Genomic DNA, 20,182 nt, shown 5'->3' on the forward strand with positions numbered 1-20,182 from the left:
TCAGCCCGCGACGTTCTTCTTCAGGAGCGGCTGGATCGTCGCCGCGATCTTCTTGCACGCGTCGGAGACGCCGAGCGACTTTCCCATCACCTGATCCCAGATCGGGGTCGCCGCATTGGTGATCTGCGGGGTCGCCGGACCGAACACGACGCCCTTGCTGGTCGCATAAGTGTTGAGCGCGCGGTAGATGGCGTCGACGCCCTCCGGCGCAGCCTCCGACTTGAGATATGCCGGCCATGCCGACTTCCTCGTCATGTTGCCCTTGCCCGTGCTGGCGAACATGAACACCTGGCCCGACGTCGAGAGGTACTCGTTGAGGTAGATCCAGGCCGCGTCTTTGTTCCCGCTCTTGGTGGTGATCGAGTAGGCGCTGCCGACAGCGGCCGTGGAGTGGCCCTTCGGGCCGGCCGGCCAGTCCGCGATGCCCCACTCGAAGTTCGCCTGCTCGCGCAGCGATGGGGCTCCCCAGGATCCGTCCACCTTCATGGCGGCCCGGCCGAGGGTGAAGGCGTCGGCCTGCGACAACCCCTGCAACTCCGACGGAGAGGGGAACACACCCTTCTGCAGGTACATGTCCACCCACCACTCCACTGCGGCGATCGACTCGGGCTGGTCCAGGAGGACCTGCGACTCGTCGTCGCTCAGATAGTGGCCACCGAGTGGAGCCAGGCGCACCGGGTCCCAGAACGTGTCCGCGGGGGTAACCGGCAGGGACAGGCCGAAGATCTTGGAGCCGCCCTGGCCGCTGGTCGTCGCAAGGACCGCGTTGCGCAGGTCGTCGAACTTCCAGCTCGCACTCGGCAGGTCGACGCCCGCCTTCGAGAAAATACTCTTGTTGTAGTAGATCATGACGGGTCCGCAGTCGTACGGCACCGAATACTGCTTTCCGTCGCGCTTGTAATACCCGGTCGACACGTCGGCGAAATCCGAGGGATCGAAGCCGGGCTCGGCGGAGATGTAGTCGTTGAGCGCCAGGAACGCACCCGAACCGATGAAGTTCTGCGCGAAGCCGAACCCGTTGTACATGACGTCCGGCAGGCTGCCGCCCGCGGCCTGGCTCGAGTACTTCTTCAAGTAGTCGGCTGAACTGTCACCGGCGTTCTCGGCCACGATCTTGATGTTCGGATGGCGCTTCTGGAAGAAGTAGTCGAACTGCTGCTGACGTACGAAGTCCGCCGGCGACCACGAATGCGCCACCGTGATGGTCACCGATGACTTCGGGTCGGCCACGGCCGACTTCCCCCAATCGAAGCTGTCGTTGAGTTTCTGGGCGCCTGCGGCAGGGTAGAGCTTGGACTCGACCAACGAGGTCGTGGTCGGGCTCGACGACGAACACGCTGCGAGGGCGCTCGCCCCGGTGGCCGCAAACGCGGTTGCACCCGCCGCCCGCAAGAACGTGCGCCGGCTCAATCCCGCTTTTGCAGGAATGCTTGGTACATGCATCATTCCTCCTCAATGACAATGTCGAACCGTGTTCATGCCGAGCCTGAGAGGCGTCAGTTGCTCGCTGTACCTGATGTGCGGATCTTCAGCTCCGGGCCGCGTACGTCGAGAAGCGCGGTCCGGCCGAGCGCACGGACGGCATAAAGCCGGCCGGGTTCCGCTGGGAATACAGCACGTACGCCGGTGTCCACCTCGGCGACGAGTTCGGTAGGTGTCCACTCGTCCGGGCGTTCCATGGTGTCCATGCCGGTGATGTCCTGGTACTCCGCTCCGAGCAGCACGGACTCCGACGACCCGCGGGCCAGAACCGCCACCCCGACCGAGACCGTTGAGCTGACCTCCTCCCACGAGGCGTCCACCGTAGAGATCCGGGTCGGCTCGGCGGCCGGGTCCACGTTGGTCAGCTTGATGACGACCGGGTTGGGCCATTTCTTGTCGTTGTACAGCCGCTGGGCGTTCAGAGCCGAGACCACGAGCCCCGCCTCCGTCTGCTCCCAACGCGGTGTCACGTCGAGCTCCGGCCGGTACTCCATCAGCTGTCCGCTCTGCCCCAAGATGGACACCTCGGTGAGTTCGGTGGCCTTGATCGATCGGAGTACGAACTCCCGCCGTTCGCCCCACTTCCAGCGCTCGCCGGTGACAACGACGTACACGGTCTTGGCGTCCTTCGATGCCGTGAACCAGAGCTCGCCTTCATTCGTGACGACCCATGGGCGGGTGGCGTAGATCGCCTCCCGGTTGACGAACATCCACAGTCCGAGCTCTTGGAGCCGTGCCTCCTGCTCGACCGGAATCGTTCCGTCCGGCTTCGGGCCGATGTTGAGCAACAGGTTGCCGCCCTTGGCCCGGGTCTCGATCAGGATCTCGATCAAACGGGTTCCGGACTTGTAGCTCTCGTTCGTCGGCTTGTAGGTCCACTGCGTGCCCATGGTGAGGTTGGATTCCCAGGCACCGTCGATCGGCTGGCCCGGGATGTACTGCTCGGGGGTAGGCAGCGCGCCGCGAGTCACCACGACACCGGGGTCCGTCGCCCACGCATGTTCGCGTAGACCTTCGGCCTCGCCGTCGAAGAAGACCAGATCAACCGGGCCGAATTCGGTGAGCAGTTCGGTGATCTGGGCCTTTGCCAGCTCCATCAGCCCTGGATTCGCGGCCGGTTGCACGCTCGGAATCGACCGCTGGATCGGCATGTCGTGCTCCCAGAGCCACGCGAAGTCGTCCGGTGAGAAGTAAACGCCGGCGGCGATTCCGTGCTCCCGGAAGGCATCGAGGATCTCTGCGGTCGTGTCCCTGCCGAACGGGGTGTTGCCCACATGGCGCTCGGTCGTGGCAGTGCGGAACATGCAGAACCCGTTGTGGTGCTTGGTGGTGAACACCACGTATCGGATCCCCGCGAGGTCGGCGAGCTCGGCCCATTCCGTGGGGTCGAAGCGCCGTGGACGGAAGCGCCGCGGGAGCTCGTCGTAGTACCTCTCGACAAAATCCTGGGACGCGCCGACGAGCGGATGGCTCACGTCCGAGCCGAGCTGCGTATCGACGCTCCAGTGGATGAACAACCCCAGCCCGAGGTCGCGGAACCACTCGACGCGATCAGCTGCGTTGCCCTCGGCACTGGCATTCGCCACGGGATTGGACTCGATCAACACCAGATACTCCTCGTCGAAGCTGTCGTTTGCGACTGCATATTCGACTCACCAGTCAGCTTGTCAGGCAAGTTAGCACGTAACGTTTCGCCCTGTCTACGATCAGATCTGCGGGAGATTTCGCGGCGCTCGGTCGCGTCATGTACTTACTTGGAGCCGACGAAACGATACGATTCGTGCTCCTGGTCGACAGCCTGCGCGGATGAGAGGAGGGGGATGGCCACCTACAAGGACATCCAGCGCGAGACGGGTCTGTCTCTTGCCACAATCTCGAAGTACTTCAACGGCCGAACCGTGCTCGAGTCGAATCGCGTTGCGATCGAGGCTGCCGCTGCCGCGCTCGACTTCCGGCCCAATGCGATGGCCCGGGGCTTACGGTCGAGGCGATCGGGAACCATCGGCGTCGTCCTGCCGGCGCTCAACAACGACTTCCATCTGACGATCATCGCTGGAGTCGAGGCTGCCCTCAGATCCGCCGGCATCAACGTCATCGTTGCCGCCAGCCCGTCTGGCCAGGAGGATACGGTGGGACTGCTGCTGAGCCAGATGGTGGACGGCATCATTGCCGTGCCGTCCGCTCACGACATCGAGCCCCTCCGCACGGCAATGCAGCGGGTGCCGGTGGTGCTCATCGACTGGGCGGCGGACGAACTCCATACCGATGGGGTCTTCCTCGACAATGCTGGTGCGGGCGCGATGGCTGCTCGCCTCCTGCTGGATCACGGGCATCGGCGCATCGCGATCGTGACCGGGCATCCCTCGGTCTCCACCATGCGCCTGCGAGCATCGGGCTTCACCGAGCGGCTCGCGGAGGCGGGCGTTGTCCTGTCCCCGGAGTACGAGGCGCGCGGTCCACTGGTCGTCCGTACCGGACATGATTCGATCAGTGGTTTCCTTGCCATGCGCGACCGGCCCACCGCAATCTTCTGCGCCAACTACGAGCTCACGCTCGGTGCCCTGATCGCGATCAACGAGTCGGGCCTTCGGCTGGGACGCGACATCTCGCTCGTGGGCTTTGACGGCGCGGAGCTCGCTCAGGCCACGGTGCCGCGCCTCACCGTCATCGCCCAGCCCACCCAGGACATCGCGACGAGCGCCGCCGATCTGCTGCGCCGACGACTCGATGGCTCCGGCCCCCCTCTACCGCGGTCGCCCGTTGTGCGATTCCTCCCCGCCCAACTCGTACCGGGCGGCTCAGTCGAACGAGTGAACGACTGAGCGCAGATCCCCGTTCACCGTACGCCTGCCGGCGTCCTGCAGTTCGTGCCTGTTCACAATCGCGGCACTGGTGTGACGGCGATTGTGAGTGACATGTCCGACCTCACCGACCTGGATCATCTCTTCAGCACGATTGAGGGACACGCCGGAAAGCTCGATGTGCTCGTCACCGAGAATCCGGGTATCCGGGAACGATGCGAACTGATGTGACGTGACGCACAGTCACGATCAGGTGAAGATCGACCGGCTCGCTCGATCGGCCGTGAGGGTGAGGTGAGGCCGGACCCGATGGCCAAGTTCCAGCAGAGAGTGACGTAAAAGGGATGCAGCGGGCATGAAGAAGCCCAGGTCACCTTGGTGACCTGGGCTGTTGTGCGCCGCCAGGGACTCGAACCCCGAACCCGCTGATTTGCAGCGGAGACTGCGCCTGGCTTGCTGGGCAGAATCACTCAGCACAGTGATCCGCCCGCAGCGGCGCGACACATGTCCGCCAACTGATTTGTGCCAGCTTGAAGCCTGGCGACCCGTGCTGCCGCCGGCCGACGCAGGCACATGGCAGCCGAATAGCGTGCGTGCCGACGAGCGGTACCTTCGTCGGGAAACCAGTCGGTTAGGGATCTTCAGCGTCTCGGAATCGCCGGGACTCTTTCGGTGCGGAACTGCACTGCATACGGGTCGGGTCGCGGGTTGGCGGCGCTCGTTGCTCGACGTGCGAGGCGTGGCAAGCAGAACCTCCTGCGGAGGGGCCGCCAGGAGCGGCAGGTTCCTTCTTCGGGACATCCTGTTGCGTGTGGGTGAGCCGGGATCAGCGACTCGGCTCGGTAATGCTGTCTGCCCGCAGCGGTTGGAATGCGGCCCGGAGTTCGGCCGCGAACAGCTCGGGTTCTTCCCACGCCGCGAAGTGACCGCCCCGCTCGGCCTGATGGAAGTAGTTGAGGGTGGGATAGGCCTGTTCGGCCCAACTGCGCGGTGTCTGCCAGATCTCGCCGGGGAAGGTGGTGAACCCGACCGGGATCTGGACCGGGGGTGGCGGCGTCTGGTTCTGCGCGGCGGGTGCGTCGGGACCGTATGCCTCCCAGTACGACCGTGCGGCCGAGGTCCCGGTGCCGGTCAGCCAGTACGTCGTGATGTTGTCCAGGATGTGGTCGGGGGTCAGGTTGCCGGTGGGTTGTCCGTCGACGAAGGCCCGGGAGATCTTGTAGTAGGCGTCGGTGTCGTGGTCGAGCATCCAGGCGGCGAGGGCTGCGGGCGAGTCCTGGAGCGCGTAGCCGAGCGTCTGCGGGCGGGTGGACTGCTCAACGAAGTAGCCGTTGCCGCTGGTCTGGAACGTCTTGATCGCCGCCTGCGCCGCACGTTCCTGCTCGGTTCCCGAAGGCAGGGCGGCGGGGTCGTTCAGTGCGGGCACGAGGAGGTTGGTGTGGATGCCCACCAGTCCGTCGGGTGCTTGGCGGCCCATTGCGTCGGTGACGCCGGCGCCGACGTCGCCGCCCTGCGCCACGAAGCGGGTGTAGCCGAGGCGGTGCATCAACTCTGCCCAGGCGCGAGCTGTGCGGCCGAGGTCCCAGCCGACCTCGGCCGGCTCGGCGGAGAAGCCGTATCCGGGCAGGGACGGTAGCACCACGTGAAACGCGTCCTGGGCGGTGCCGCCGTACTTGGTCGGGTCGGTGAGCGGTCCGATGGAATCGAGCAGCTCGATGACCGAGCCGGGCCAGCCGTGCGTCATGATCAGCGGCAGTGCGTCGTCGTGGTGCGACGGCACGTGCAGAAAGTGGATGCCCACAGCATCGATCTCGGTGGTGAACTGCGGCAGCGCGTTCAGCCGCGCCTGGACCCGGCCTAGGTCGTAACCGTTCGCCCAGTAGCTGCAGACCGCCTGCATCGCGGCCAGCTGCACGCCCTGTGAGCGGTCCTCGACGAGCTCCCTGGTCGGCCAGCGCGTCGCGGCAAGGCGACGCCTCAGATCATCGAGAGCCTCGTGCGGTATAGCCACGGAGAACGGACGGATCGCGTCGGCTCGCTGCTCAGTAGTCGGTGCCACGATAGACCTCCCGAAGCGCAGGTGAAGGCATCCCAGTAGGCTGACATTGCGTTGGGACGACACGGATCATCCCTGAGGGGTGAATGCCGTACGCGTTTCGGCGCAGGATCGTTTCGCCCTCAGGGTCGAGCTGTCCGGTCGTGACGTCGGCTGGGGTGTACCCGACGATGTCCGGCAGGCCGTGGTCGAGGAGACTTCGCGGCGGACTCCAGGCGTCGTCGGGTGGCGGTCCCTGTGTGTCAAGAGGCGGCAGGTCGTTCGGGCATTGCCGCCTGGCGGGAGCGGAGTTGCTCGAGGGTGGATCGCAGTACGGCGCGCACGAGCTCGTCGAGTGGCTGTTCGTCCGCCCGGTCTTCGCGGACGGCGGCCAGCACGGCGTCGAATGTCGGTGTGCCGGCTGTCCGCGCGGCCGCTTGCATCGTGTGATTGAGGGACTCGATCGCCCCGACGAGGCGTTGCGAGGGTTCTGCGATCCCGAGCTCGGATCGCCACGGTGCGCCCGGCCGGAGATCTGCTACCAGTGCCGGGATGCGCTCGGGAGCGTGGGCGAGGGTTTCTGCCACCGCCTCGGCCCACCCGGTCAGGATCGTGAGGTCGTCGACGTCAAGGACTCGGGGCACAGGAGCCCGGGTTTCGGCCGCCGATGGTTTCGAGCCGGCGTCGGAGGCGCGGATCTGGTGCACGGCGGTGCCGAAGTAGTGCGTGCCGGTGTCGACGGGTCGGCGGCCGTCGGCGGTACGCCGGGTCGCGTGCGAGCCGCTTGCCGTCAGGAGCACCGCCTGCGCGCCCGGCTCGAGTGGAATCTCGCGGAACCCTTGGTCGGCGTCCTTCAACAGCGCAACGATCGAAGAGGCCTCGTGACCCGGCGGGCGGCTTCGCTGCGCCATCCCGAACGAGGTCAGCGTGAGCACCACCGATCCTGGGTCGTCGGCCAAGACGCTCGCGTACCGCGCCGCCCATCGAGATGCCAGTTGCGGTCCGTCGAGTCAGACCGCGAACACCACGGTGGGGCCGACGGCCCGGATGACGTCGGCGATTTCGTCGGTTTCTGCCAGGTCCTGGCACACGAGCGAGGCGATCGTGATCTCCTCGCCGAGCGACACGAACTGCAGCGAGCGAGGCGGTACGTCCATCGCCTCCAACCACTGCACCTGCGGGTGCAGGGCACCTGCGAGGTGGTACTGGTAGATCTGGTTCTCGTCGAGCGACCACCGATGGTGCTTGTTCTGGCGGATGTGAAACCACTCCCGGTGAGGGCCGTCGGGCGGCCCTGCGCCCTTGCGCAGCCTTGGATCCACGCCGATATGCACCCCATTGCGAGGGAGCTGGCACGGGCCTGGTGAGCGTTGACGAATCCCTGCGGTGAGACAGGTGACCCCGTGCCGGCGCAGGACGGCCTCGAGGTCCTCGATCTCGGTCTCATCGATGGCGGCCTCCGGCAGTACGACGACATCGACGTCGTCGACCTCCTCGAGAGCCGCGGTGAGCACACGATCCACGAGGTCCAGGTCGAGCCGCTCGGCGGGGGCGAACTCGAAGAATCCGAATGGGTCGCGCTCCAGCCGCTGCACCGATCCCTCCACGGCGCGGAAGTCGGACGCGCGGATCCGCAGCGGCCAGGGCAGCAACAACAAGTTGACATGTTCCGCCCGCGGATCGGTCCCGAGGTGACGGGACGGCGTCTTGTGCCAGGATGCCTCGGGTCCGGCCCCCCGCACGGAGGCGTAGCGTGAGAACGCGGTTCGCCCGCTCGGCGGCGTACGGACTTTCGGCAGCACACGCACCCGCCGCGGCGCTATTCGCGCCAGTGATCCCGTCGTTGCCAGCACCTCCCGCGCCCGAGCGCGATACCGGGCGCCCGGTCCCTCCGCGCGCTCGGTGGCGCTCCCAAGCCCGGCGCACGCCTCGTCGGCCATCGCATGCAGCGACAACAGCGCCTGACAGGCCCGCCAATCGTGGCCGGCCGCCAGATCGGCCAGCGGCAGATCGGCGTGCTTCAGTGCGATAGCCCATTCCTCGGCCACCATGCTCGGCAGCGAACCTCTAGGATCCTCGACCCACGCGCTCCACTCCCGGCCCGCGTCCACCACGGCAGCGGACCAGTCATCCGCACCGGCCGGCGGCCACTGCGCCCCCGCCGGTGGCGCCAACGCGAAACGGAACGCCTCCGAGCGATCGAGCAGCACATTGGTGAGCGCGAACACGTCAGGCGGCCATGCGAGCAAGTCGTCGGTAAACCCGTCACCGCTGATCGCTTGCCACGCCGAAGCCAGCGTCAGCTCCTCGCCGCCTGCAGCGCTCCGCCCAGCGATCTGCGCCACAGGTACCTCGTCGCGTTTGTCATCCAACCCGGAGGACCGCTTCATGATGTCTGGGAAGAGTCGAGCCAGCCTGCCAACGGGCGGGCGAAAGAGATCGCTCCGTGGTCGTTCGGGCCGGTGCGCTCGGAGAGTTCGAACATGTTGCCCCATGGGTCGCGGAAGAAGGCCAGGCGGGCGCTGATGTCGTCTATCTCGAAGGGTGGGTTGACGACGTCGACGCCACGCTCGCGCAGGGCCGCCAGGGTGTCGTCGACCGAGTCGACGGACAGGCAGACGTGGTTGAAGCCCGGCGCGGACAGGCAGGCGTCGACATCGGGGTAGAGGGTCTGGGCGCCGGCGCCTGGTCCGGCCAAGATCTCGAGGTGGAAGTCGTTCTGCTCGGGCGGCATCACGTAAGCCAGGGTCAGGTCGCCGTAGGGCCAGGTCTGCAGGATCCGCCAGTCCATCGTGTCGACCCAGAACGAACGGGCCGCCTCGAAGTCGGGGTAGCGGATCGCGGCGTGATGGCCGCGCATCGAGGAAAACGGCGAGGTGGTGATAATCGCCGGGGCTGGGGGCAGAGGCATCCAATGGTCCTTGTGTCTGTGCCGGTCGCACGGTGCGACCGGTCGATACCTCGATTCCAGCCGCGTCGGACCGCCGACAGAAGGCGATGCCTGGTACGGCTCATCCTGGTACTCAGCGAGCCACCTTCGCCCACGCTCCTGCGGTCGACCGACGGCATAATGGTGAACATGCACGGTAGTCGCGAGTTGCGCGACTTTCTCACCTCCAGGAGGGCGTCGCTGACCCCCGAGGAGGTCGGCCTGCCGCCCTCGCACTCGCACCGTCGGGTCAAGGGACTGCGGCGCGAGGAGGTCGCCATCCTGGCTGGGGTCAGCGTCGATTACTGCGCAAAGCTCGAGCAGGGCCGGGTAGGCAACATCTCTGAGCAGGTGCTGGCCTCGGTCGAGGCTGCGCTGCGTCTGGACGAGCTGGAGCGCCAGCACCTGCGGTCGCTGCTGAGCTCCTAGAGCGTCCACACGCCCCGGCCCGCGCCGACGGTCAAGGCGCGGCCCGCGGCACTCGCGATGATCAACGCGCTCGACCCGGTGCCGGCGGTCATCCACGGCCCCCATCTCGAGGGTGCTCGGCATCAACCAGGCGGCCAAGGCGCTCCTCGACGATTTCGACGCCATGCCGATCCGGGAGCGCAACATGGCGCGCTGGATGTTCCTCGACCCACGAGCGAAGCAGGTCTATCTCGACTGGGCGGACATCGCCGCTGAGATGGTCGCCATCCTGCGGGCTGCGGCGGTCGCCGGTGTCTGCAACGACCGGCTCGTCCAGCTGGTCGGCGAGCTGAGCGTGTCCTCCCCGGAGTTCGCCAGGCTCTGGGCCGACTACCGGCTCTTCGAGCACACCCACGGCATCAAGCGGTTCTTCCACGAGGCTGTCGGCGAGATGCAGCTCAACTACGAGGCCCTTCCGCTGCCCGGTGATCACGGACAGACCGTGATCGTCTACACCCGCCGACAAGGGCTCGCCCTCGGAGGAGAAGCTCGCGCTGCTGTCCAGCTGGAGCGCCACCCCGATGGAGCCTGATTCCTCAGAGCGAGTCGACGACGCTGGTGAGTCGGCACATGCCACTGACATGGACGGCACAGCGTGACCGCTCATGGCCCGCCCTCTGTGTCAAGAAGGACTCGTTCCTCCGCCGTGGGACTTCGTGACAGGCGGCGACGACTCGGGCGTACTGTCGCGCGAGACCCGTTCACCCTTGGCCGGTGATGTGATCGGGGTCACGTAGAATGAGCCCGCCTCAGCGGCGTGTGAGGCCAATGGTGAGGAGGCGGACAAGTCGATGTCCCAGCTGGAGCAGCTGATCACCACGGGCGACCTGATCGCCGAGCTCGCGGCACGATCGCCACGGCTCGGGGGCAACGACGGGGTTGGCCGGGCCTGACGATCTACCGCTTCGCCGAGCCCACCCGGCCGCAGTGGGAGGAGATCCAGTCCCGCTCCAGGCACTCGATTTGTAGGCTCCCGGCACCTTCTCCAGCCTCCACGCTCGATCCAAGACCTCCATCGGCGCGCTTAAGAGTTCAGTCAACTAGCCTTCACTGAACAAGTCAAGCCGGGCTCGTTGTCGGCGTCGTGTTGTGGTGGATCAGGTGCGCCGGGCGGGCAGTGGGCGTGTCGCGACGACTTGTTCGACGGTGGCCACGAAGGTGTCGCGGGCAGGGTGTTCGTACCCCTTCAGCCATGCCAGCGCGGTCGATGAGGGTGGTAGGTCCGGAACCGGCACGATGGCGATGCCCGGGTGTCGAAAGTGCTCCGCGAACGGGGCCACGGTCGGGTGGATCAGCCGTCCCTGGGCGATGAGCAGTAGCAGCTCAGAGATGTCGTTGACTTCCACGTCGGAGGGCACGATCGGGCAGCCGCTGGGCGTGTGGCTCGGACAGCTGGCCTCCGCCAACTCGGGTACGTCGGCTGGCTTGCGCACCGGGTAGTCCGCGAAGTCTTCCACCGAGACGTGGCGCCGACCTGCGAGTGGATGGTCGATGGCCACCGTGACCACACGGGGATCATCCTGGGAGAGCAGAGGGCCGATCACGATGTCGGGTTGGTCGAGAGGCAGCCGAGTCACCGACAGGTCCACCTCGCGTCGGCGGAGCGGCCCGAGCCGGTCGTTCAGGGGCGTTGCGACCAGTCGCACGGCGGCGCCGTCGTGAGCCTCTTCGAAGAGCTGTACCGCCTCGTTCAGTACGAGGGTTCCGGACGCGGCGTTGAGGACCCCTAGGCGGATGACCCCCGGGCCCGCCGCCCGCACTCGGGCGCGTGTGAGCGTGTTGTCCAAGCCGGTCACGATGGGTGCGAGCTCGTCGTGGAGGGCGTGTCCGGCCGCGGTCAGTGTGACCACGCGGCTGGTGCGGTCGAACAAGCGTCGTCCGCCGAGCTTGCGCTCCAGGGCTCGCAGTGTCTGGCTGGCTCGCGACGTGGTGAGCCCGAGCCGTTCCGCGGTGCGGCCGAAGTGCAGTTCCTCGGCCAGCGCGAGGAACAGGCGGAGCTCTCGCAGCTCGATGTCGACCATCGCGAAGTCACGCTACACGATGGATGACCGAGACCGACCTTGATGCCCGCTTGGCCGCCTGCGACCGTCGAGGCAGGAGTAACGGAGCGACACGAGCAACGAGAGGTAGTCATGCGAAACGTCATTTTGTACATGTCGATGTCGCTGGACGGGCTGGTCGACAGCGACCGCGAGCTCCCCGGGATGGCGATCCGCGAGGGTGCTGAGCTCAAGCAGTGGAAGCTCGACCGGATCAGCAAAGCGGGAGCACACCTGATGGGCCGGGTGACGTACGAACAGATGTCGTCGGCCTGGCCGCAGTCGGACGACCCGTACGCCGCCCCGATGAACGAGATCCCGAAGGTCGTCTTCTCCACGACGCTCCGCGACTCCGAGGCGTCCTGGCCGGTCAGCCGGGTCGCGCGCGGTGATCTCGCGACGGAGATCGCCGCGGTCAAGGCCGAGTCCGGCCCGGACGTGATCGCGTGGGGCGGTGCTCGATTCGCCGGCGCCCTGGCAGCGGCGGACCTGATCGACTAGTACCGCCTCTTGATCCAGCCGTTGGTCCTGGGTCGAGGGCGGGCGTTGTTCGACCAGCTGCCGGAGTCGCGGCACCTGACGCTCGTCGAGGCCACACCTTTCCCCAACGGCGTCGTCGTACACACCTACCGGCCGCAGCACACCTGAGGAGGGAAGCACCATGGGCAAGGTGGTGGCGCAGGCGAACATGTCGCTCGACGGGTACGTCGCCAAGCAGGACAACACCATCGGCCGGTTGTTCGACTGGATGCAAAACGGCGAGGTCGCGATCCCGACTCCCGCCGGCGACTTCACCGTCCACCTCACCCCGCCGAGCGCGGAACACTTGCGGCGGTGGGTGTCCTCGCTGGGCGCGCTGGTCTGTGGTCGAACCCTGTTCGATGTGGCCGAGGGCTGGCAGGGTCGGCACACCTTGGACGTCCCCGTTGTCGTGGTGACACACCGGGTGCCCACGGTCTGGGTCGAGGCCCACCCCGACGCGCCGTTTTCCTTCGTGACCGACGGGGTGGCGGCCGCGGTCGGACGGGCCCAGGAGCTCGCCGGCGATCGTGTCGTCGCCATCGCTGGGGGGACCATCGCCCGGCAGTGCCTGGAACTGGGGTTGCTCGACGATGTGGCCATCGACCTGGTGCCGGTGGTGATGGGCGATGGAAACCGGCCCTTCTTCGGCGAACTCTCCTCAGAGGTCCTGCTCGGCAACCAGACGGCATGCGTCCAGGGCGACCGGGTCACCCACCTCGTGTTCCCGGTTCCACGGTGACCCGCGGGAGGGACATCAGGGTGCGGCACCACAGGACAATCAGCACCAGGACCAGGCAACCAACCGACGCGGCTACCGCGGCGCTCACGGTTGGAGTGCTGACGCCGCATGCCGCGTCGGGGCCCGAAGTCGAGATCCCCGAAATGGCGTCAGCAACTCTCGACGTGGTAATCGAGCGCATATCGCGACGGCCTGACACCACCGTGCCCAATCCGAAGCCCCCTTCCGCGGCCGCGCACCTTCGCGCGCTGGCTACCCCCTCGGCCCTGCGGCCGGCCGTCGCATCGCTTCGCGAGGCGTCGGTCGACGTCATCGCTCACGCCTCAACCACGTCCGGATACGCGATCGGGCACGCGGCCGAGGCCAACCTGATCAGACGCCTCCACCACATGGCTGGCGTGCCGGTTGTGACAAGCGGGCTCGCCGCCACGCAGGCGTTGAAGACTTTCGGCGTACACCGAGTCGCCCTGGTCCATCCACCGTGGTTCGACGAAGACATGACAGACCTTGGCGCGAGATACTTCCGCGATCAAGAAATCGACGTAATTCAATGTTGCGTTAGATGCAACAGGGGATGGTGGCGAGCTGCCGGGGTCTGCCCGGCTGGTCCTGGTCGAAGGGCTCGGTGGCGAGAGCTGGCTGCCGAGGCTGAGTTGCAACCCCTCTCGACGAGAGGTTGCTCAATCAAACCGTAGAAATTCAAGAGTTCTCGCGCAGGTACTGGACGACGTGTCGTAGCGGGAGGAGCGTGGCAGGAGACAAGGGGAGGGGTTGTCATGAGGAAGTTCGTGGTTGGGGGATTCGTTGTCGCAGGGTTGCTGGGAGTGCCTGGGCCCGCGTGGGCTGGGGTGGCCGAAGGGCATTGTCCGCCACCGGTTAGCGGCTACATCCGCTGGGATGTGACAACGGAGCCGTACCAGGCCGACAACAACGTCGATGAGCAGGGCAACAACAACGGCGTCGCATGTGCGCTGCCGGGTAAGAAGACCTTCGAGTTGGACGGCGTTGTCTACACGATCTACAACTTCATCGACGACGCAGGTGCCGTCCCCCGCTGACGATCCCTGCGGCGCAGGTGAAGTTGCGCGTCCGGCTAGGCGGTCGAGATAGTGTGTTCAACCTGGGTGGTGGAGGTCGCGGCATGGTCGGTGGCCACCCTCGAGACGAGCTAGCTGGCCTCGGCCGCTTCCGGGCATGGCCGACTGACCGCCCCCATGCCGGCCATACCGCACGACTCGGATAACGCCTACTCCCAGCGCACCGCCCAGATCCCGCAAGACATCCCCGCACAGCTGGATCTGGCCCCTGACGACGTGCCGACCTTCCCGGCAGCAGCAGCCACATGACGCGGTTCGATGCTACGGCGCGGTGGTCCTGGTCGTTCGTTGCTGCTGAGGGCGCATCTCGGTGAGGGTGCAGATCGCACCCGGCCACTGGGCGGCAGCGTCGTGTCTGCGGGCTCGATGCCCCGCAGATTCGCCTCCCGCGCAGCCCCGGGAGGCGCGGCTACGGGTCGCGTCTCCCGGGGTGGCTGCGTCACGCTGCTGCGGCGAGCTCCATGGCCTTGATGCCCTGGGCTTCTACCTCGTTGGGGTGCTGGTAAGGAACGTGTCACCAGCGGCAAACGAGGTCCGCTAGGCATCAGCGGTGCTGGCGCGGTGGCGTTCGAGGACTCGGTACACCGTGGGCCGCGAAACCGTGAACAGTACGGCCAGATCGGCGATCCTCCCCGCCCCCAGCGCTACCCTCACCGTTTGCCGCTGGTGACACGTTCCTTACCAACAACCCCAGTTCCAGGTGACGCGCGCGGTATGCCGTCGTCGGGAGACTGATGCGATGGTGGTTGTTGGGGGAGTGGTCTACGCCAGGGGGAGTTGTGGATCAGACAGTCGTAGGCAGATGCGATTCAGGTGCTGCGCGCGGAGCCGACCGTCGGCGGCATCAGCCCGATCGGCCAGAAGCGCGCTCTGCCCACGATGTCGACAACACCGCTACCGGCCACCCGACGGTCTACGTTTCGGGCGGCCGGCGCGGTCTCGACATCGGCCTGTCTCCCGCCGAGCTGATCGCCGTCACCAAGGCCCGTACGGCGGCCATCGCCCGCTGACCATCACCGTGTGCGGGCCTGCGGACCCGGCCGGATTTCACCACTGCCGCGGAGGACCAGGCTGGGTTCAAGGACGACGTGCTGAGGTGGGGCGATGGATCCGCCCAGGCGGTCGAGCAGGATGCGGCTCACCTCGGCACCGATCCGCCTGACGTCCTGGCGTACGACCGTGAGCCCCGGCTCCACCAGGTCGGCCATGGGGAAATCGTCAAAGCCGACCAGGGCGACCTGGTGGATCAGTCCCGCGGTCCGCAGCGCCCGGACGGATCCGATGGTAATGATGTTGCGTCCGGCAAGGATCGCGGTCGGTGGATCGGCCAGCGCGAGCAGTCGCGTCACCACCTCAGCGGCCTCTTGCTCGCTGCGGACGCTGTGGACGAGCAACGCGGGATCGAACGCGATCCCGGCCGCGTCGATCGCGGCCCGGTATCCGGCTCTGCGCTGCACGGCCGTCTCGATGTCGTGCAGGTCGCTCAGCATTGCGATCCGGCGGTGTCCAGCGGCGATGAGATGAGCGGTCGCGGCCAGCGCGCCGCCGTGATTGTTGACAGTGACGGAGTCGCAGTCCAAGCCGTGCGGTTCGCGGTCCACGAAGACCAGCGGAAGACCGGCCCGGTACTCACTGATCAGGTATTCGTGGCGCCGTGAAGCCGGCATCAGGACGAGTCCGTCGGCGCGCCGGGCGACCAGGTCCGCGACGATGCCGCGTTCCCGCTCGGGCTCCTCGTCGAGGCTCGCGGCCAGGACCGACAGACCCGCGCCCCGCAGTGCGTCCTCGAGCGCGCGCAACAGGCCGGCCGAGAAGCTGTTCCCGACGTCTTGCAGCAGGGCTCCCACGATGCCGGACCGGGCGTCCTTGCGCCGCAAGGTGCTGGCGCCGTGATTGTGACGGTAGTCGAGCCGGTCGGCGGCAGCCAGCACCCGCTGTCGCACCGCGTCGCCGGCTCCAGGCTCCCCGTTGACCACCCGCGACACAGTCTTGATGCTCACGCCGGCCAGCCGGGCAACGTCCTTCATCGTCGCCCTGCTCGGCCTCGCGCCGTCGGCACCCGGCTGCGTCATCGTTGTCGTCATGAAACCAAGTATTTCTGACCAAGACCTTGACCACAAGGCTTCGGGAGTGTCTCCTGCTTACGTCAACGTTGACGTAAACCAACCTTGTGAGTTGTTCTCCTGGAGGGATCCACCATGCGTTTCTTCGCCCGTACGGCGCGCCTCGGCGCCGTCGCGGCCGCACTGACCGGCCTGCTGGCCGCGGCGGCCTGCGGCGGGTCCAACAACGACAACCAGTCCTCTTCGACCAAGCCGGTCGGCGTCTCGCTCATCACCAAGGACTCCACCAACCCGTTCTTCGTGGCCATGCAGAAGGGCGCCAAGGAGGACGCGACGAAGAGCAACGTCGACCTCACGGTGGCGTCCGGAAAGGCCGACGGCGACGAGCAAGGGCAGGTCCAGGCGATCGAGAACGCCATCGCCAAGGGCCAGAAGGGCATCCTGATCACGCCGAACGGACCTGGTGTCAATTCGGCGATCAAGAAGGCCCGGGACGCGGGGTTGTTCGTCATCGCGCTGGACACTCCGCCGGATCCGGCCGACACCGTCGACATCACGTTCGCGACCGACAACTTCGAGGCCGGCAAGCTGATCGGTCAGTGGACCGGCAAGCAACTGGCCGGCAAGCCCGCCACGATCGCCATGCTCGACCTGTTCAACGACAAGGTCGTCTCGGTCGACTACAACCGTGACCAAGGCTTCCTGACCGGTCTCGGGGTCGACGTGAAGGACGCCAAGAAGAACGGCGACGAGGCCAAGACCGGGTCCTACAGCGGAGGGAACTACACCATCGTCTGCAACGAGCCCACCCAGGGCGCCGAGGACGGCGGCCGGTCGGCGATGGAGAACTGCCTCACCAAGAACTCGGACATCAACGTGGTCTACACCATCAATGAGCCGGCGGCCATCGGTGCGTACAACGCCCTGAAGGCGGCAGGCAAGGCGCAGGGTGTGCTGGTCGTCTCGGTCGACGGCGGTTGCGCCGGCGTGAAGTCGGTGAAGGACGGGGTCATCGGGGCGACGTCCCAGCAGTACCCGCTGAAGATGGCCGCGCTCGGCGTCGAGGCGATCGCCAAGATCGCCCGCGGCGGTGAGAAGCCGAAGAACACCGAAGGTCTCGACTTCTACAACACCGGAGTCGCCCTGGTGACCGACAAGGCCGCCGCCGGCGTCCCAAGCATTGACACCACGAAGGGAACCTCGCTGTGCTGGGGCTGAGAATCGCCCTCTGCCGTAGGGCACAGGCACGTCCAGGAGTGACGACATGACCGTTCAGAGCACCACCCCCGGAGCCGCGGCGCAGGAGCTGGCCCGTCGTGAGCACACGTTCGGACAACGGGTCCAGCATCTGCTCCACCAGCGGCCCGCGCTCAGCCCGGCGATCATCCTCGTGCTCACGGTGGTGGGCTTCACCATCGTGAACAGCCGGTTCGCGAACCCGGCGGCGCTGTCCCTGCTTGTCCAGCAAACCGCGGTCGTGGCGGCCCTCGCCGTCGGCCAGACGCTGATCATCCTGACCGCCGGCATCGACCTGTCCGTGGGTGCGATCGCCATCCTGTCCACCATGGTGATGGCGACCCTGGCCGCGGAGAACGGCTGGCCGGCGCCGCTCGCACTGGGGGCCGGGATCGTCCTGGGACTGGCTGCCGGCTCGCTGAACGGGTTCCTGGTGACCCGGGTCGGCCTGCCACCGTTCATCGTGACGCTCGGAACACTGAGCATCTTCACGGCGATCGCGCTGCTCTACTCCAGCGGTCAGAGCATCCAGAACAACCAGCTGCCGGCACTGCTCAACTGGACCGGCGAAGGCTTCTCGATCGGGAGCTTCAGGGTCACGACCGGGGTCGTCATCGTCGGCGCCCTGTACCTGGTCGTGGGGTTCGCCCTCAGCCAAACGGCCTGGGGTCGCCATGTGTACGCCGTCGGTGACGAACCGGAGGCCTCACGGCTCAGCGGCGTACGGTCCGGGCGGGTTCTGTTCAGCGTGTACGCTGTGGCGGGACTCATCTACGGCATCGCCGGCTGGGTCCTGATCGGCCGGGCCGGGGCCGCCAGCCCGAACGCGATCGTCGACGCCAACCTCGACAGCATCACCGCCGTCGTCATCGGCGGGACCAGCCTGTTCGGCGGCCGGGGCGGCCTGCTCGGAACGTTGCTCGGAGCACTTATCGTCCAGTCGTTCACCGTCGGGCTCTCGCTGGCCGGAGTCGACGCGCAGTACCGGCTGCTGGCCGTCGGGGTCCTCGTCATCGTGGCGGTCTCGGTCGACCAGTGGATCAGGAAGGTGCGCTCATGACAGCGATCATCAGCAAAGCCGAGGACACCCAGGTCAAGGTCCCGGTGCTGTCCGCACGGGGGCTGGTCAAGACGTTCGGCCGTGTCATCGGCTTGGACGGTGTCGACCTGGACCTGCACGCCGGGGAGGTGCTCGCGATCATCGGCGACAACGGCGCCGGCAAGTCCACGTTGATCAAGTGCCTGACCGGCGCGCTCGTGCCCGACGCCGGTGACCTGATGCTGGAGAACCAGCCGGTGACCTTCCGGCGCCCTCAGGACGCTCGCGCGGCAGGCATCGAGACCGTGTACCAGACACTGGCCGTCGCGCCGGCACTCGACATCGCCAGCAACCTGTATCTCGGCCGCGAGGAACGACGGCCGGGGATTCTCGGATCGGTGTTCCGGATGCTCGACCACCGCGGTATGCGCAAGCGTGCGGCCGGCGCGGTGCAGGACCTCGGCATCCAGACCATCCAGAACATCCAGCAACCGGTCGAGACCTTGTCCGGAGGACAGCGTCAGGCCGTGGCGGTCGCACGGGCCGCCGCGTTCGGCAGCAAGGTGGTGGTGCTCGACGAACCCACCGCCGCGCTCGGGGTGAAGGAATCCAACCAGGTACTGGAGTTGATCAAAGGGCTGCGCGAGCGCGGCCTGCCGGTCATCCTGATCAGCCACAACATGCCGCACGTATGGGACGTCGCCGACCGGATCCACATCCAGCGGCTCGGCCGATGCGCCGGCGTCATCACCCCGGCCAGCCACACGATGAGCGAAGGCGTGGCAATCATGACCGGCGCCGCGACCCTGCAGGACTGACAACGCGCTGGCGTCCGAAGAAGCGAGGGCTCTGACCCTCACTTCTTCGGACGTCACGGGTCAGCTGCAGATGAAACGGCTATCCCCGCCGGGCGACCGCCGCGTCCCACAGGTTTTCGAGCACCTTCTCGGTGGTCTCCCAGCCCAGGCAGGCGTCGGTGATCGACTGCCCGTGGGTCAGCTCCCGGGTCGGGTCGAGGTCCTGGCGACCCTCCCGCAGGAACGACTCGAGCATCACGTGGGGCGGATGTCCCGGAGCATCACCGGTTGTGCCCGAAGCGGGATCAGCGCCTGGAGATCAAGCGGATCGTCCGGGTGGTGTGGCCGCGGTTCGGCCGTGACGGGGATGTTGATGAGTCCGGCTCGCCGCGCTGACGCGGGCGTGGTCCGGCTGCCTGCGGATCTGGTCGGTCCGGACGACCTCGAGCTGGCCAAGGCCGTTGATGAGATCCCGGGGGAGCGCGCGTTGCCGGGCGGATCGCGCTACGAACCGAAGTGGGACGGAGCCGCTGCACCATCGTTCGGCGCGGTGACCAGGCGAGGCTGTGCACGGCAGTGCAAAGACCTGACCGATCGGTTTCCCGACATTGCCGCGGCCGCGGTTCGCCAGGTCGAGGAGGGCGTCGTATTGGACGGGGAGCTGTTGATGCTGGTCGAGGGCCGGCTGTCCTTCGACGCGTTGCAGCGCCGCCTGGTCACATCACCGGCCAAGGCGAGGCGGCTGGTCGGCGCCGTACCGGCGTCGTACGTCGCGTTCGGTCTGCTCGCGGTGGCCGGGGTCGATCTGCGCACCCAGCGGTGGACTGTTCGCCGCGGCCGCTTGGAGCAGCTCGCCGGCAGCTTCTCGCCCCCCTGGAGCTGACACCGGTTACCGCGGACCTCGAGGAAGCCCGGGAGTGGTTCGAGGTATTGCC

Annotated in this window: 21 protein-coding genes and 1 tRNA gene; 12 read left to right on the plus strand and 10 right to left on the minus strand. The window is 66.9% G+C overall.

Going from position 1 to position 20,182, the window contains the following annotated elements; translation table 11 throughout:
* Together OG558_RS22880 and OG558_RS22885 are read right to left on the minus strand one after the other, a co-directional pair.
* Positions 1 to 1,305 carry an ABC transporter substrate-binding protein gene (locus OG558_RS22880; protein WP_405064777.1) on the minus strand — a complete coding sequence of 435 codons (1,305 nt, stop codon included), beginning with the start codon at positions 1,303 to 1,305 and terminating at the stop codon, positions 1 to 3.
* A gap of 191 nt (positions 1,306 to 1,496) precedes the next feature.
* Positions 1,497 to 3,089, minus strand: a complete 1,593-nt coding sequence (locus tag OG558_RS22885) for an alpha-L-fucosidase (RefSeq protein WP_405064778.1) — start codon at positions 3,087 to 3,089, stop codon at positions 1,497 to 1,499.
* Between the two features lie 213 nt (positions 3,090 to 3,302).
* Between OG558_RS22885 and OG558_RS22890 the strand changes: the two genes are divergently transcribed.
* Positions 3,303 to 4,304 carry a LacI family DNA-binding transcriptional regulator gene (locus OG558_RS22890; protein ID WP_405064779.1) on the plus strand — a complete coding sequence of 334 codons (1,002 nt, stop codon included), beginning with the start codon at positions 3,303 to 3,305 and terminating at the stop codon, positions 4,302 to 4,304.
* Between the two features lie 373 nt (positions 4,305 to 4,677).
* Here the strand turns inward: OG558_RS22890 and OG558_RS22895 are convergent.
* The 5 genes from OG558_RS22895 to OG558_RS22915 all read right to left on the minus strand — a co-directional run bounded on the left by OG558_RS22895 (position 4,678) and on the right by OG558_RS22915 (position 9,229).
* Positions 4,678 to 4,782: transfer RNA gene (locus OG558_RS22895), tRNA-OTHER, on the minus strand.
* Positions 4,783 to 5,109: 327 nt separating this feature from the next.
* Positions 5,110 to 6,342 carry an epoxide hydrolase family protein gene (locus OG558_RS22900; RefSeq protein ID WP_405064781.1) on the minus strand — a complete coding sequence of 411 codons (1,233 nt, stop codon included), beginning with the start codon at positions 6,340 to 6,342 and terminating at the stop codon, positions 5,110 to 5,112.
* Between the two features lie 239 nt (positions 6,343 to 6,581).
* Positions 6,582 to 7,277: a hypothetical protein gene (locus tag OG558_RS22905; RefSeq protein WP_405064782.1), complete on the minus strand. Its 696-nt coding sequence runs from the start codon at positions 7,275 to 7,277 to the stop codon at positions 6,582 to 6,584.
* A 51-nt stretch (positions 7,278 to 7,328) separates the two neighbouring features.
* Entirely contained in the window at positions 7,329 to 8,663 is a 1,335-nt protein-coding gene (locus tag OG558_RS22910; RefSeq protein ID WP_405064783.1) for a hypothetical protein, read from the minus strand.
* Positions 8,664 to 8,704: 41 nt separating this feature from the next.
* A complete protein-coding gene (locus OG558_RS22915) occupies positions 8,705 to 9,229 on the minus strand; it encodes a VOC family protein (RefSeq protein ID WP_405064784.1) in 525 nt (174 codons plus the stop codon).
* A gap of 168 nt (positions 9,230 to 9,397) precedes the next feature.
* Between OG558_RS22915 and OG558_RS22920 the strand changes: the two genes are divergently transcribed.
* Complete coding sequence (locus tag OG558_RS22920) at positions 9,398 to 9,676, plus strand: helix-turn-helix domain-containing protein (protein ID WP_405064785.1); 279 nt, start codon at positions 9,398 to 9,400, stop codon at positions 9,674 to 9,676.
* A 112-nt stretch (positions 9,677 to 9,788) separates the two neighbouring features.
* Complete coding sequence (locus tag OG558_RS22925; protein ID WP_405064786.1) at positions 9,789 to 10,247, plus strand: hypothetical protein; 459 nt, start codon at positions 9,789 to 9,791, stop codon at positions 10,245 to 10,247.
* A gap of 565 nt (positions 10,248 to 10,812) precedes the next feature.
* Here the strand turns inward: OG558_RS22925 and OG558_RS22930 are convergent.
* Positions 10,813 to 11,736 (minus strand): LysR family transcriptional regulator, encoded by a 924-nt coding sequence (locus OG558_RS22930; RefSeq protein ID WP_405064787.1) that lies wholly within the window; start codon positions 11,734 to 11,736, stop codon positions 10,813 to 10,815.
* 111 nt (positions 11,737 to 11,847) lie between these two features.
* On the opposite strand from OG558_RS22930, the gene OG558_RS22935 reads away from it, so the two are divergent.
* The 5 genes from OG558_RS22935 to OG558_RS22955 all read left to right on the plus strand — a co-directional run bounded on the left by OG558_RS22935 (position 11,848) and on the right by OG558_RS22955 (position 15,122).
* Complete coding sequence (locus OG558_RS22935; protein ID WP_405064788.1) at positions 11,848 to 12,255, plus strand: dihydrofolate reductase family protein; 408 nt, start codon at positions 11,848 to 11,850, stop codon at positions 12,253 to 12,255.
* A gap of 9 nt (positions 12,256 to 12,264) precedes the next feature.
* A complete protein-coding gene (locus tag OG558_RS22940; protein ID WP_405064789.1) occupies positions 12,265 to 12,402 on the plus strand; it encodes a hypothetical protein in 138 nt (45 codons plus the stop codon).
* A gap of 13 nt (positions 12,403 to 12,415) precedes the next feature.
* On the plus strand, positions 12,416 to 13,015 hold the full coding sequence (locus OG558_RS22945; protein ID WP_405064791.1) for a dihydrofolate reductase family protein: 600 nt from the start codon (positions 12,416 to 12,418) through the stop codon (positions 13,013 to 13,015).
* Positions 13,016 to 13,791: 776 nt separating this feature from the next.
* Positions 13,792 to 14,073, plus strand: a complete 282-nt coding sequence (locus OG558_RS22950; protein WP_405064792.1) for a hypothetical protein — start codon at positions 13,792 to 13,794, stop codon at positions 14,071 to 14,073.
* A gap of 818 nt (positions 14,074 to 14,891) precedes the next feature.
* Positions 14,892 to 15,122 carry a hypothetical protein gene (locus tag OG558_RS22955; RefSeq protein ID WP_405064793.1) on the plus strand — a complete coding sequence of 77 codons (231 nt, stop codon included), beginning with the start codon at positions 14,892 to 14,894 and terminating at the stop codon, positions 15,120 to 15,122.
* A gap of 3 nt (positions 15,123 to 15,125) precedes the next feature.
* On the opposite strand, the gene OG558_RS22960 is transcribed toward OG558_RS22955, so the two are convergent.
* On the minus strand, positions 15,126 to 16,196 hold the full coding sequence (locus OG558_RS22960) for a LacI family DNA-binding transcriptional regulator (RefSeq protein WP_405064794.1): 1,071 nt from the start codon (positions 16,194 to 16,196) through the stop codon (positions 15,126 to 15,128).
* Between the two features lie 114 nt (positions 16,197 to 16,310).
* Here OG558_RS22960 and OG558_RS22965 point away from each other — a divergent pair, with 114 nt between their 5' ends.
* From OG558_RS22965 to OG558_RS22975, 3 genes are read left to right on the plus strand one after another with little or no spacing between them, the layout of a single operon-like run.
* Positions 16,311 to 17,393, plus strand: coding sequence for a substrate-binding domain-containing protein (locus tag OG558_RS22965; protein ID WP_405064795.1), 1,083 nt, complete (start codon positions 16,311 to 16,313; stop codon positions 17,391 to 17,393).
* 46 nt (positions 17,394 to 17,439) lie between these two features.
* On the plus strand, positions 17,440 to 18,471 hold the full coding sequence (locus OG558_RS22970; RefSeq protein WP_405064797.1) for an ABC transporter permease: 1,032 nt from the start codon (positions 17,440 to 17,442) through the stop codon (positions 18,469 to 18,471).
* A complete protein-coding gene (locus OG558_RS22975) occupies positions 18,468 to 19,268 on the plus strand; it encodes an ATP-binding cassette domain-containing protein (RefSeq protein WP_405064798.1) in 801 nt (266 codons plus the stop codon). The genes OG558_RS22970 and OG558_RS22975 overlap by 4 nt, the downstream gene beginning before the upstream one ends.
* Positions 19,269 to 19,347: 79 nt before the next feature.
* Here the strand turns inward: OG558_RS22975 and OG558_RS22980 are convergent, their stop codons facing one another.
* Positions 19,348 to 19,503: a hypothetical protein gene (locus OG558_RS22980; protein WP_405072200.1), complete on the minus strand. Its 156-nt coding sequence runs from the start codon at positions 19,501 to 19,503 to the stop codon at positions 19,348 to 19,350.
* A 117-nt stretch (positions 19,504 to 19,620) separates the two neighbouring features.
* Between OG558_RS22980 and OG558_RS22985 the strand changes: the two genes are divergently transcribed.
* Positions 19,621 to 20,130, plus strand: a complete 510-nt coding sequence (locus OG558_RS22985; RefSeq protein ID WP_405064800.1) for a hypothetical protein — start codon at positions 19,621 to 19,623, stop codon at positions 20,128 to 20,130.
* Positions 20,131 to 20,182: the final 52 nt, after the last annotated feature.

This window comes from Kribbella sp. NBC_01510, from assembly GCF_045040325.1.
In the GTDB taxonomy this organism is placed as follows: Bacteria; Actinomycetota; Actinomycetes; order Propionibacteriales; family Kribbellaceae; genus Kribbella.